The 14309-nt window shown below is 74.3% G+C and carries 2 protein-coding genes; both read right to left on the bottom strand.

Going from position 1 to position 14309, the window contains the following annotated elements:
• On the bottom strand, positions 1-6286 hold a 6286-nt coding region (locus E1292_RS54580; RefSeq protein WP_132605913.1), incomplete at its 3' end, for a type I polyketide synthase.
• Between the two features lie 32 nt (positions 6287-6318).
• On the bottom strand, positions 6319-14211 hold the full coding sequence (locus E1292_RS53140) for a type I polyketide synthase (RefSeq protein WP_220447376.1): 7893 nt from the start codon (positions 14209-14211) through the stop codon (positions 6319-6321).
• Positions 14212-14309 lie beyond the last annotated feature (98 nt).

The raw sequence follows: 14309 nt of genomic DNA, 5'->3' as shown, positions 1-14309 counted from the left end.
CGGCACCGCCGGCCAGCTCACGCAACCCCGCCACCAGCTCATCCCGATCGGCACCGACCACCACCGCACGGTGATCGAACACCGACCGCGACACCACCAGCGAATGCGCCACATCCACCGGCCGCACACCCGCCACCGCATCAGCCAACCGGCCCGCCTGAGCCCGCAACGCCTCAACACTGCGACCCGACACCACCCACGGCACCACCGGCGCCTCATCCACCGGCTCGCTCACCGGCTCATTCACCAGCTCATTCACCAGCTCATCCACCGGCCCATCCGCCGGCCCATCCGCCGACTCGGACTCCGGCTCCGTGGCGGGGCCCTGCTCGATGATCACGTGGGCATTGGTGCCGCTGATCCCGAACGACGAGACGGCCGCGCGGCGGGCATGCCCGTTCTGCTGCCACGGCTGCGGCTCGGTCAGCAGCTGCACCGCGCCGGCCGACCAGTCCACATGCGGCGACGGCTCATCCACATGCAACGTCCTCGGCAACACCCCATGACGCAGCGCCATCACCATCTTGATCACACCCGCCACACCCGCAGCCGCCTGCGTATGACCGATGTTCGACTTCACCGACCCCAACCACAACGGCCGATCCCCCGGCCGATCCTGGCCGTAGGTCGCCAACAACGCCTGAGCCTCGATCGGATCGCCCAACGTCGTACCCGTGCCATGCGCCTCCACCGCATCCACCTCAGCCGCCGACAAACCGGAATTCGCCAACGCCTGCCGGATCACCCGCTGCTGCGACGGACCATTCGGCGCCGTCAACCCGTTACTCGCACCGTCCTGATTCACCGCGCTGCCCCGCACCACGGCGAGCACCCGATGCCCCAGACGCTCCGCATCCGACAACCGCTCCACCAGCAGCATCCCGACGCCTTCCGACAGCCCGAAGCCGTCCGCCGCGCCGGCGAAGGACTTGCACCTGCCGTCCCTGGCGAGCGCGCCCTGCAGGCTGAACCCGATGAACCCGACAGGGCTGCACATCACCGTCACGCCACCGGCCAGCGCGAGGTCGCAGTCGCCGTTCCGCAGCGCCTGCACGGCCAGGTGCAGCGCGACCAGCGACGACGAGCAGGCGGTGTCGACCGTCACGGCCGGCCCCTCGAGGCCCAGCGTGTAGGCGACCCGTCCGGACACGATGCTGCTGAGCGTGCCGGTGACGAGGTGCCCCACCGACTCCAGCGGGATCTGGTCGGAGTTGCGGCCGTACTCCTCGTAGGCGGCGCCCACGAACACGCCGGTACGGGTGCCGCGCAGCGAGGCGGGGGCGATCCTGCCGTGCTCGATGGCCTCCCACGATGCTTCGAGGAGGAGCCGCTGCTGCGGGTCCATGGCCAGCGCCTCACGCGGTGAGATCCCGAAGAACGCGGGGTCGAACTCGCCCGCGTCGTACACGAAACCGCCGTCCTGCGTGTACGAGGCGAGCGGGGCGTCCGGGTCGGGGTCGTAGATGCCGTCGACGTCCCAGCCGCGGTTGTCGGGGAGCGGGGAGATGGCGTCCCTGCCCTCGAAGACCAGCCGCCAGAGGTCGTCGGCGTTGTGCACGCCGCCGGGCATCCGGCAGGCCATCCCGACGATCACGATGGGGTCGTCGGCGACGGGGCCGCCCGCTCCGCTCGCGGGCACGATCTCGGCCTGCGTGCCGAGCAGTTCGTCGCGGACCAGGCTCGCGAGCACCTTGACGTTCGGGTAGTCGAAGATCACGGTCGCGGGGAGCCGGACGCCGAGTGCGGCGTTGAGCCGGCCGCGCAACTCGACCGCCGTGACCGAGTCGAAGCCGAGGTCCTTGAAGGCCCGCTCCACCTCCACCTCGGCGGGGGCGTACCCGAGCACGGCGGCCACCTGCTCGCGCACCTGCTCCACCAGCAGGCGCTCGCGGTCCTCGTCGCTCATCGGCAGGAGGCGGGCGCGCAGCTCCGAGGACTCGGTGGTGGTCTCCGTCTCGTTCTCGCGGGCCGCGAGGGCCTCGGGGACGCCGTCGAGCAGCGGGCGCGGCCTGGAGGCGGTGAAGACGGGTGTGAAGCGCGCCCAGTCGACGTCGGCGATGACGAGGTTGCTCTCGCCGTCGTCGAGCGCCTGCCGCAGGCCGTCGATGGCCATCGCGGGATCCATGAACTTGACGCCGGTCCTGCGGGCGTCCTCCTCGTCGAGGAGGGTGGTCATGCCGCCGCCCGCGGCGTCCCAGAAGCCCCAGGCGACGGCCGTGCCGGCGAGGCCGCGGCCGCGGCGGTGCGCGGCGAGCGCGTCGAGGTAGGCGTTGCCGGCGGCGTAGGCGCCGTTGTGCGCGCCGCCCCAGATGCCGGCGCCGGAGGAGAAGAGCACGAAGGCGTCGAGCGGGCCGGTGAGGATCCGGTCCAGGTTGGCCGCGCCGGTGATCTTCGCCTGGGTGGCCTGGGCCAGCTCGTCCGGGGCGAGCCCGGTGATCGCCTGGATGTGGGGCACGCCCGCCGTGTGGAAGACCGACCGGACGGCGTCGCCGCCGTCCTCGACCTCGCGGACGAGTGCGGCGAGCGCGTCGCCGTCGGCCACGTCGCACTTGGCCACGGTCACCCGCGCGCCGAGCTCTTCCAGCTCGGACACCAGCTCGGCGGCTCCAGGGGCGTCGGCGCCGCGCCGGCTGGTGAGCACGAGGTGCCCGGCGCCGCTACCGGCGAGCCACCGCGCGACGTGCGCGCCGAGGCCACCGGTGCCGCCGGTGATCAGTACGGTGCCGCGCGGCCGCCAGCCGTCCGCAGGACCGGTGCCCGTTCTGGGCGCCCTGGTGAGCCTGCGGGCGAAGATGCCGGAGGCGCGGACGGCCACCTGGTCCTCGTCCTCGATGCCGGCGAGCACGGCCGCCAGGCGGCCCGCAACCCGCTGGTCGAGCCTCTCCGGCAGGTCGACGTGGCCGCCCCAGCGGCCCGGGTGCTCCAGGCCGAAGACGCGGGCGAGCCCGGCGACCGCGGCCTGCTCGGGGTCGCGCAGCAGGTCGACCCGGCTGACGCTCTCGGCGCCGTCGGTGGCGACCCAGAGCGGCGCGTCCACGCCGGCGTCGTCCATGGCCTGCATCAGGGCGAGCGTCTCGGCCGGGCCGCAGTAGAGGGACAGCACGCCGGCCGGCGGGTCGCTCTCGCGCAGCAGCGCGGCGAGCTCCTCCCTGCCGGCGGCGTGGACCGGCTCGCACCGGGCCCCGTGCCGTTCGAGCGCCTCGACGACGCAGGCCACCGCGCCGTCCACGTCCCTGCCAGCTTCCCTGGCCGAGTCTCTGCCGGCGTCCCTGTCCGCGGTCCTGTCCGCGGTCCTGTCCGCGGTCCTGTCCGCGGTCCTGTCCGCGGGGACGACGATGCGCCAGGTGCCGGACAGCGCGGGCGGCTTCCCGCCGGGAACGGTGAGGGGCGCCCAGGTGACGCGGTAGCGCCAGGAGTCGAGCACGTCCTGGTCGCGCCTGCGCCGCCGCCAGGACGACAGCGCCGGCAGGATCGCGGCCAGCGGGGAACCGTCCTCGATGCCGAGCGTGGCGGCGAGGGCGGCCACGTCCTCCCGCTCCACCGCCGCCCAGAACTCGGGATCGACGGAGTCCGCGGCCGGCTGCTCGGCCGCGCCGGTGCCCGGCATGTACCAGAAGCGCTTGCGCTGGAAGGCGTACGTGGGCAGGTCGACGCGCCGGGGGCAGGCGTCGGCGAAGTAGGCGTCCCAGTCGACGGTGACGCCCCGGCAGTGCAGGTGGCCGAGCGCCTCCGCGAAAGCGCGGGCCTCGTCGCGGTCCTTGCGCGCGGCGGTGACGAAGGCTGCGGCGTCGTCGCCGTCGAGCGTCTGCCTGGCCAGGCTGGTCAGGGTCCCGTCGGGGCCGATCTCCACGAACACCGTGGCGCCGCCGGCGCGGGCGGCGGTGACGGCGTCGGCGAAGCGGACCGCCCGGCGTACGTGGTCGACCCAGTAGCGGGCGTCGGTGAGCTGCCCGGCCTCCGCCTTCCTGCCGGTGACGTCGGAGATGACGGGGATGGCGGGCTCGTGGTACGTGAGCGACCCTGCGACCTGCCCGAACTCCTCCAGCATCGGCTCGACCAGCGGCGAGTGGAAGGCGTGGGAGACGCGCAGCCGCCGGGTGCGCACCTGTCGCCCGGCGAGCGCCTCGGCGATCTCGTCGACGTCGGCCGCCGAGCCGGAGACGACGACCGCGCCCGGCGCGTTGACGGCGGCGATGCCGATCCGGCCGGCGCGGCCCTCCAGCAGCGGCAGCACGTCCTCCTCGGGTGCGGCGACGGCGAGCATGGCGCCCCCGGCGGGCAGGGCCTGCATGAGCCGGGCGCGCGCGGCGACCAGCGTGCAGGCGTCGGGGAGCGAGAGCACCCCTGCCACGTGGGCGGCGGCGATCTCGCCGACCGAGTGCCCGGCGAGCACGTCCGCCTCGACGCCCAGCGAGGTCAGCAGCCGGTACAGCGCCACCTCGAAGGCGAACAGCGCGGGCTGGGTCATGCCCGTCTCGTCCAGCACGCCGTCAGGGTCGGTGAACATCACGTCCCTGATGGGGTGCGGCAGCAGCGGGTCGAGGACCTTGCAGACGTCCTCCAGCGCGTCGGCGAACACCGGGAACGCCCCGGCCAGCGCGGCGCCCATGCCGACCCGCTGGCTGCCCTGGCCGGCGAACAGGAAGGCGACCTTGCCGCCCGCCCCCGCGCCGGTGACGGTTCCCGGCGCGGCGGCGCCGCCGGCGAGGGCCTGGAGCCCGGCCATGAGCTCGTCCCTGCTGTCCCCCACGATGACCGCGCGCTGGTCCAGCGCGGCCCGGCCGGTCGCGAGCGACCAGCCCACGTCGGCGGGGCGCAGGTCCGGCCGCTCGTCCAGCCAGCCGGCCAGTTTCTCCGCCTGCGCGGCGAGCGCCTGCCGGTCGCGGGCGGAGACCGCCCACGGCAAAAGCGGCAGGTCGAGCCCGGCGGCCTCCTGCTCGTCCTCGGCCGGCGCCTCCTCGATGATCAGGTGGGCGTTGGTGCCGCTGAAGCCGAAGGCGGAGACGGCGGCGCGGCGGGGCGCCTCGTCCCGCTCCCACTCCCGGGCCTCGGTGAGCAGCTCGACCGCGCCTGCCGACCAGTCCACGTGCGTGGACGGCTCGTCCACGTGCAGCGTGCGCGGCAGCGTGGCGTTCCGCAGGGCCATCACCATCTTGATCACGCCGCCGACGCCCGCGGCGGCCTGCGCGTGGCCGATGTTCGACTTGAGCGAGCCCAGCCAGAGGGGCCGGCCGCCGTCACGGTCCTGCCCGTACGCGGTGATGAGCGCCTGCGCCTCGATCGGGTCGCCCAGGGTCGTGCCGGTGCCGTGCGCCTCGACGGCGTCGACCTGGGAGGCCGACAGTCCCGCGTTGGCCAGCGCCTGCCGGATCACCCTGACCTGGGAGGGCCCGTTCGGGGCGGACAGGCCGTTGCTGGCGCCGTCCTGGTTGACCGCGCTGCCGCGGATGACGGCGAGCACCTGGTGGCCGTTGCGCTGGGCGTCCGACAGCCGCTCGACCAGCAGCACGCCCACGCCCTCGCTCCAGCCGGTGCCGTCGGCGGAGTCGGCGAACGACTTGCACCGGCCGTCGGCGGACAGGCCGCGCTGCTGCGAGAACTCGATGAACGTGTTGGGGGTGGCCATGACGGTGACGCCGCCGGCCAGCGCCAGCGAGCACTCGCCGCGCCGCAGCGCCTGGACGGCGAGGTGCAGCGCCACCAGCGACGACGAGCAGGCCGTGTCGATGGAGACCGCCGGCCCCTCCAGGCCGAGCGCGTACGAGACGCGGCCGGAGATGACGCTGCCGAGCGCCTCGGCCCGGAAGTAGTCGTGGTACATGACGCCGGCGTAGACGCCGGTGCGGCTGCCGCGTACCGAGGCCGGGTCGATGCCGGCGCGTTCGAACGCCTCCCAGCACGACTCCAGGAACATCCGCTGCTGCGGGTCGGTCCCGAACGCCTCGCGCGGGGAGATGGCGAAGAAGCCGGCGTCGAAGTCGGCGGCGTCGTAGACGAAGCCGCCCTTGCGCGCCGTGGTCGTCCCGGGGTTGTCGGGGTCGGGGTGGTAGAGGTTCTCGCTCCAGCCACGGTCGGTGGGGAACTCGGAGATCGCGTCACCGCCGCCGTCGACGAGCCGCCACAGCTCCTCGGGCGAGGTGACCCCGCCGGGGTAGCGGCAGCTCATGCCGACGATCGCGACCGGCTCGTGCTCCCTGCCTTCGATCTCTCGCAGTTGCTGCCTGGTCTGGTGCAGGTCGGCCGTGACCCGCTTCAGGTAGCCCCGGAGCTTGTCTTCGTTTGCCATCGAACGTAGCCCTTCTCAGCCGCTGCGAAATATCAAGAGATCTCAAGCTCGTTGTCGATGAAGGCGAACATCTCGTCGTCGGAGGCGGACTCGATCTGGTCCACGACGTCGGATGTCCCGCCGAGGCCGTTGAGGCCGGACAGGAGCTCCTTGAGGCGCGTGGTGAGCCGGCTGCGCACCGTGCTGTCCTCGGCGAGTGTGGTGAGTGATTCTTCGATCTGGTCCAGCTCCGCGAAGAACCGCAGGATGCCGGCCTCCTCGTCCTTCGTCTCGGCGAAGTACCCCATGAGGTGCTCGGTCAGGGCGACCGGGGTGGGGTAGTCGAAGACGGCGGTGGCGGGGAGCCGCAGCCCCGTGGCCTTGCCGAGCTGGTTGCGGAACTCGACCGCGGTCAGGGAGTCGAACCCGAGGTCCTGGAACGGGCGCTGGGGGTCGATCGCCGATCCGTCGGCGAAGCCCAGCACGGTGGCCGCCTGGCCGCGGACGACGTCCGCCAGTGCCGAGCGGCGCTCGTCCGGCTCCAGCGTGGCCAGCCGGTCGGCGAGCCCGTCGCCGGTGCCGGCCCGCCGTACGGAGGTCCTGGCGCTGGTGCGGGCCTGCACGAAGCGGGCGGGGATGAGCAGTGCCCTTCCTGCCGGTACGGCGGCGTCGAACAGGCCGAGCCCGTCGGCCGCTGACAGCGGCGCCAGCCCCATCCGCGCCAGCCTGCGCAGGTCGGCCTCGGACAGCTCGCCCGACATGCCGCCCTGCTCCCACAACCCCCATGCCAGCGACGTCGCCGCCAGCCCTTCCGCGGCCCGCAGCTGGGCGAGCCCGTCGAGGAAGGCGTTGGCCGCCGCGTAGTTGCCCTGGCCCGCGCCTCCGAGCACGCCCGCCATGGACGAGAAGAGCACGAAGGCGGTCAGGTTCCGGTCACGGGTGAGCTCGTGCAGGTGCCAGGCGGCGTCCGCCTTCGGCCGCAGCACCCGGTCCAGGCGCTCGCCCGACATCGACGTGATGACGCCGTCGTCCAGGACACCGGCTGTGTGGACCACGGCCGCGAGCTCGTCGACGCCCTCCAGCACCTGGGCGAGCGCGTCACGGTCGGCCACGTCGCAGGCCGCCACGTTCACCTCGGCGCCGAGCTCCGACAACTCCGCCGCCAGCTCGGCCGCGCCCGGCGCGTCCGGCCCGCGACGGCTGAGCAGCAGCAGCCGCCTGACGTCGTGCTCGGTCACCAGGTGGCGAGCCACCAGCGCGCCCAGCCCGCCCGTGCCGCCCGTGATCAGCACCGTGCCGTCAGGTCCGAACACCGGCTCCGGGTCCGCCAGGTCCGCGGCCCTGCCGAGCCGTGGCGCCAACAGCTCACCGCCTCTGATCGCCAGTTGCGGCTCTCCGGTGGCCAGCGCCCGGCCGACCACCGCCGGGTCCGGCTGGTCGGTGTCCGCGTCCAGCAGCACGAACCTGCCGGGCTGCTCGGCCTGCGCGGCCCTGACGAGCCCGCCCACCGCCGCGTGGGCGAGGTCGGGACGCTCGCCGGGGGCGGTGGCGACGGCGCCACGCGTGAGGATGACCAGCCGCGCGGATTCGAGGTGCTCCTCGGCCAGCCAGCTCTGCAGCAGTTCGAGGGCCCGGTGCGTGGCGGCGTGGTGGTCGGGCCCGGCCGGGCAGCGGACCAGGACGGCCTCGGGCAGGTCGGCCGGGTCGTGCAGCGAGCCGAGCGTGGCCGCGTCCGGGTAGGTCGCCGCTCCGGTGCCGAGGTCGTCGGCTCCGAGCAGCGCCCACCTGACCGGCTCCTGCTCGGGCGCGCCGGTGACGGGGGTCCACTCGATCTCGTGGAGCGCGCCCCGGTTCGCGCCGCCGAGTTGCGCGGCGGCCAGGGGGCGCAGGGAGAGGCTGTCGACGACGGCGACCGGCGCGCCCAGTTCGTCGGCGACGGCCAGCGTGATGGCGGTCCCACCGGCGTTGGCGAGCCTGACGCGCAGGCTCGTCGCCCCTGCCGCGTGCAGCGACACGCCCGACCAGGCGAACGGCAGGTACGGCCGCCCAGCCTCCGGCCGGGGCAGCAGGCCGCCCAGCGCGGTGGCGTGCAGCGCGGCGTCCAGCAGCGCGGGGTGCAGCCCGAACCGGCCGGCGTCCGCGTGCGCCTCCTCGGGCAGCACGATCTCGGCGAACACCTCGCCGCGCCGCTCCCAGGCGCGGGTCAGGCCCTGGAACGTCGGCCCGTAGTCGAGCCCGATCGCCACCATGTCGTCGTAGAGGTCCTGGACGGCGACCGGCTGGGCGCCCGCGGGCGGCCACTGCGCGAGATCGACGTCGGGCTCAGGCACGCTCTCCGTGAGGGTGGCCTGCGCGTGCTGGGTCCACTCGGTGGCGTCCTGCGCCCGCGAGTGGATGGCCAGCGCCCGCCGGCCCGGCTCCTCGGTGGCCGTGGACACCAGCTGGAGTTGCACGCCGCCGTCCTCGGGCACCACCAGCGGGGCCTGCAGGGTGAGCTCCTGCAGGTGCGGGCAGCCGCTCTCGTCCCCGGCCCGGACGGCGAGCTCCACCAGCGCCGTGCCCGGCACGATGACGCTGCCCCCGACCACGTGGTCGGCCAGCCAGGGGTGCGTGGCGACCGACAGCCGCCCGCTGAAGATGACCGTTTCGCCGCCGGCCACCTCGGTCGCCGCGCTGAGCAGCGGGTGCTCGACGGCTCCCAGGCCCGCGGTGGTGACGTCGCCGGTGCCGGGTCCTGGCCGGAGCCAGAAGTGCTCGTGCTGGAAGGCGTAGGTGGGCAGGTCCACGCGGGACGGGCGCGCCGCCGCGAAGTACGCCGCCCAGTCGACGGTGACGCCGTGCGCGTGCATCCGGCCGAGCGCCTGGACGAACGTGCGGGCCTCGTGCCGGTCCTTGGCCCTCGTGCTGACGAAGGTCTCGTCTCCTGTGAGGGTCTGCTGGGCGAGCCCGGTCAGCGTGGTGTCGGGGCCGAGCTCGACGAAGACGGTGGCTCCCGCCGCACGGGCGGCGGCGACGCCGTCGGCGAACCGCACGGCTCCGCGTACGTGCTCGACCCAGTAGGAGGGGTCGGTCAGCTGCCCGGGTTCGGCCAGGCGGCCGGTCACGTTGGAGACAACCGGGATCGTGGGCTCGTGGAAGGTGATGCCGCCGATCGCCTCGGCGAAGTCGGCGAGCATCGGCTCCATCAGCGGCGAGTGGAAGGCGTGCGAGACCCGCAACCGCCGGGTTCGCGCCTCCGTCCGGCTCTCGATCTCCGCGATGGCCGCCTCGTCACCGGACACCACCACCGCGGCCGGACCGTTCACCGCCGCGATCCCGGCCCGGTCCTCGTACCCGTCGAGCAGCGGCAGGACGTCCGCCTCCGGCGCGGCGACGGCCAGCATCGCGCCACCGGACGGCAGCGCCCGCATCAACCGGGCACGGGCCGCGACCAGCGTGCAGGCATCCTCCAGCGAGAACACCCCCGCCACATGAGCAGCCGCGATCTCGCCCACCGAGTGCCCGGCCAGCACCGCGGGCGCGACGCCCAGCGATTCCAGCAACCGGTACAGGGCGACCTCGAAGGCGAACAGCGCCGGCTGGGTCATGCCCGTCTCGTCCAGCACCTCGGCGGGGCCGTCGGCCATGGTCGCGCGCAGCGGGTGGGGCAGCAGCGGGTCGATCGCCCGGCAGATGTCGTCCAGCGCCCGCGCGAAGACCGGGAACGCGTCGGCGAGCTCCCGTCCCATGCCGACCCGCTGGCTGCCCTGGCCGGCGAACAACATCGCCGCCTTGGCCCTCGAACGGGCCAGGCCGGTCTCGACCGCCGGCTCGCCGTGCCTGCCGTCGGCCACCGCCGCCAGCGCCGCCAGCAGCTCGGCGCGGTCGGCTCCGGCGACGACCGCACGGTGCTCCAGCACCGCCCGGCCCGTCGCCAGCGACCAGCCGACGTCGGCCACGTCCAGTTCGCGGCGCGACTCCATCCAGGTGCGCAGCCGTGCCGCCTGCGCCGCCAGCGCCTCCTCGCTCCTGCCGGACAACACCCACGGCACCACCGGCAGCTCGGCCGCCGGCTCGGGCGCGGGCTCCGGCTCGGCCGGCGACTCCTCCAGCACGACGTGCGCGTTGGTGCCGCTGATGCCGAACGAGGAGACGGCGGCGCGGCGCGGCGCCTCGTCGCGCTCCCACGGCCGGGCCTCGGTGAGCAGTTCGACCGCGCCGGCCGACCAGTCCACGTGCGTGGACGGCTCGTCCGCGTGCAGGGTCTGCGGCAGCTCGCCGTTCCGCAGTGCCATGACCATCTTGATGACGCCCGCGACTCCTGCGGCGGCCTGCGCGTGGCCGATGTTGGACTTGATCGACCCCAGCCACACCGGCCGGTCCTCGGGACGGTCCTGCCCGTACGTGGCGAGGATCGCCTGCGCCTCGATCGGGTCGCCCAGGGTGGTGCCGGTGCCGTGCGCCTCGACCGCGTCCACGTCGGCGGCCGACAGCCCGGCGTTCGCCAGGGCCTGCCGGATCACCCGCTGCTGCGAGGGCCCGTTCGGGGCGGTCAGCCCGTTGCTGGCGCCGTCCTGGTTGACCGCGGAGCCGCGCACCACGGCGAGCACCTGGTGCCCGTTGCGCCGCGCGTCCGACAGCCGCTCCACCAGCAGCACGCCCGAGCCCTCCGAGAGCCCGACGCCGCCTTCCGACTCCGCGAACGCCCGGCACCTGCCGTCGACGGCCAGGTTGCGCTGCCGGGAGAACTCGATGAACGTCCACGGCGTCGCCATCACCGTCACGCCGCCGGCCAGGGCGAGGTCGCAGTCGCCCGACCGCAGCGCCTGCACCGCCAGGTGCAGCGCCACCAGCGACGACGAGCAGGCCGTGTCCACGGTCATCGCCGGGCCTTCGAGCCCGAAGACGTACGACACGCGGCCGGAGGCGACGCTGCCGGAGTTGCCGGTGCCGATCAGCCCTTCGAGCTGGTCGGGCACGGAGGAGAGCTGGCTGGCGTAGTCGTGGTACATGACGCCGGCGAACACGCCGGTGCGGCTGCCGCGCAGCGCGGTCGGGTCGATCCCGGCCCGCTCGATCGCCTCCCACGACGTCTCCAGGAGCAGCCGCTGCTGCGGGTCCATGGCCAACGCCTCGCGCGGGCTGATCCCGAAGAATCCCGGGTCGAACTCGCCCGCGTCGTGCAGGAAACCGCCGTGCCGGGAGTAGGAGGTGCCGCGGTTGCCGGGCTCGGGGTCGTACAGCGCGTCCAGGTCCCAGCCGCGGTCGGCGGGGAACTCGGAGATCGCGTCGCCGCCCTGGGCGAGCAGCCGCCACAGCTCCTCGGGGGATTCGACGCCGCCGGGGAAGCGGCAGGCCATGCCGACGATCGCGATGGGTTCGTCGTCCGCCGCCGTGACCCGCGCCTGGACGGCGGTCTCCTGCTTGCCGAGGAGTTCGCCGGACAGGTAGCGGACGAGCGCTTCCGGGGTCGGATAGTCGAAGATCAGGGTAGCGGGGAGCCGCATGCCCGTGGCCGCGTTGAGCCGGTTGCGGAACTCGACGGCCATGAGCGAGTCGAATCCCAGCTCCTGGAACGGCATCCCGTCGTCGACCGCCGACGGGTCGGCCATGCCGAGCACCACGGCGACCTGGGAGGCGACGAGATCCCGCAGCGCGGCCTGCTGGCCGGCCGGCGGAAGGGCCGCGAGCTGCTGTTTGAGCCCGGCCGCGGCCTCCGACGCGGCGGTCACCACGCGCCTGCCGGACCCGGAGACCAGGCCGCGCAGGAGCGGGGGAACGGCGTCGGCCTGGGCGCCCATGGTCCTGATGTCGAGGTGGGCGGGGACCAGCAGGGCGCGGCCGTGGCGGAGCGCGGCGTCGAACAGGTCGAGCCCGTCGGCCGCGGACAGCGGCGCCACGCCCATCCGTGCCAGCCTGCGCAGGTCGGCCTCGGACAGCTCGCCCGACATGCCGCCCTGCTCCCACAACCCCCACGCCAGCGACGTCGCCGCCAGCCCTTCCGCGGCCCGCACCTGGGCGAGCCCGTCGAGGAAGGCGTTGGCCGCCGCGTAGTTGCCCTGGCCCGCACCCCCGAGCACGCCCGCCATCGACGAGAACAGCACGAACGCCGACAGGTCCAGGCCGCGCGTCAGCTCGTGCAGGTGCCAGGCGGCATCCGCCTTCGGCTCCAGCACCCGGTCCAGGCGCTCGCCCGACAACGACGTGACCACGCCGTCGTCCAGCACGCCCGCCGTGTGCACCACGCCCACCAGCGAGTCCGCGACCGAGGTGATCACTCCGTAGAGCGCCTCGCGGTCGGCCACGTCGCAGGCCGCCACGTCCACCTCGGCGCCCAGCTCCGACAACTCCGCCACCAGCTCGGCCGCGCCCGGCGCGTCCGGCCCGCGACGGCTGAGCAGCAGCAGCCGCCTGACCTCGTGCTCGGTCACCAGGTGGCGGGCCACCAGCGCGCCCAGCCCGCCCGTACCGCCCGTGATCAGCACGGTCCCGCCCGCGCCGAACGCGGGCCGCCCCTCACCACCGGGTACGGTCCGGCTCAGCCTCGGCACCCACACCTGGCCGTCGCGCACGGCCAGCTGCGGCTCGTCCGACGCCAGGGCCTCGCCGATCGTGCCGTCCGCGCCGTCGTCCAGGTCCAGCAGCACGAACCTGCCGGGCTGCTCCGCCTGGGCGGCCCGCACGAGCCCCCACACGGCGGCCTGATGCACGTCCTGTACGGGCGCGTCGCCGGCGGGCACGGCGCCGCGGGTGACCACGACCAGTCGCGAGGCCGCGAACCGGTCGTCGGCCAGCCACTCCTGCAGCGCCGCCAGCACGTCGTGGACGGCCAGGCGGGTGCCGGCGGGCGCTTCGACCAGCACGCGCTCAGGAACCGTCGCGGCGCCGGTCAGCGCCGCCAGGCTGGAGACGATCTCGTAGCTCGCCTCGGCCGCGCCGTTCTTGGGCAGCGTCACCCAGTCGAGCTGGAACAGCTTGTCGCGATGCTTCCTGGTACTGGAGCCGTCCTGCGGCCCGACCGGCACCGGGCGGGCGGCCAGAGCGCCGATCGTGGCCACGGCCAGCCCTTCGGTGTCCATCAGCGTCACGGAGACCGCTCCCTGGCCGGCCGGGGAGATCCGCACGCGCAGTCTCGTCGCCCCGGACGCGTGCAGCGCCACATCGCTCCAGGCGAACGGCAGGTACGGCCTGCCGGGCTCGGGATCGGCCAGGAACCCGCCGAGCGAGATCGCGTGCAGGGCGGCGTCGAACAGCGCCGGATGCAGTCCGTACCCGTCGGCGTCGGTGTCGTCCGGCAGCGCCACCTCGGCGAAGACGTCGTCGCCCCGCCGCCAGGCCGCCCGCAGCCCGCGGAACGTCGTGCCGTAGTCGAGGCCCATGCCGGCGAGGTCGTCGTAGTGCTCGTCCAGGGCCACGGCCCGCGCCTGCTCCGGCGGCCAGGTGCCGACCGGCTCGGGGACCGCCGCATCGGCCGCGGCCAGCACGCCCGCGGCGTGCTGCACCCAGTCGGTCGTGTCCTGGATCCGCGAGTAGACGCCGAGCTGCCGCCGCCCGTCCTCGTCCGGCGCGCCCACGGCCAGCTGGAGCTGGACGGCTCCGGGGTCGGGCACGATGAGCGGCGCCTGGATGGTCAGCTCCTCGAGGAGGCCGCAGCCGGCCTCGTCGCCTGCCCTGATGGCCAGCTCGACGAGTGCCGCGCCGGGCAGGAACACCTGCCCGTTGACCTTGTGGTCGGCCAGCCACGGGTGGGTGGCGACGGACACGCGGCCGGTGAGCACGACCTCTCCACCGGCGGCGAGGCCGGTGAACGCGCCGAGCAGGGGGTGGCCGGTGGCCTCGAGACCGAGGCTGGCCGCGTCGCCTGCGCTCGCCGACCCTTGCAGCCAGTAGCGCTGGTGTTGGAAGGCGTAGGTGGGCAGGTCGACGATCTGCGGGCGGTCACCGGCATACGTTTGCGGCCAGTCCACCTCGACACCGCGGACCCACAACTCGGCCGCGCTCGACCACAACCGGGCAAGACCACCATCATCACGCCGCAACGTCCCACACGCCGTCACCTCCCGAC

This window comes from Nonomuraea deserti (assembly GCF_004348685.1).
Lineage (GTDB): Bacteria > Actinomycetota > Actinomycetes > Streptosporangiales > Streptosporangiaceae > Nonomuraea > Nonomuraea deserti.
This window is presented reverse-complemented; position numbering and strand designations above follow the sequence as displayed.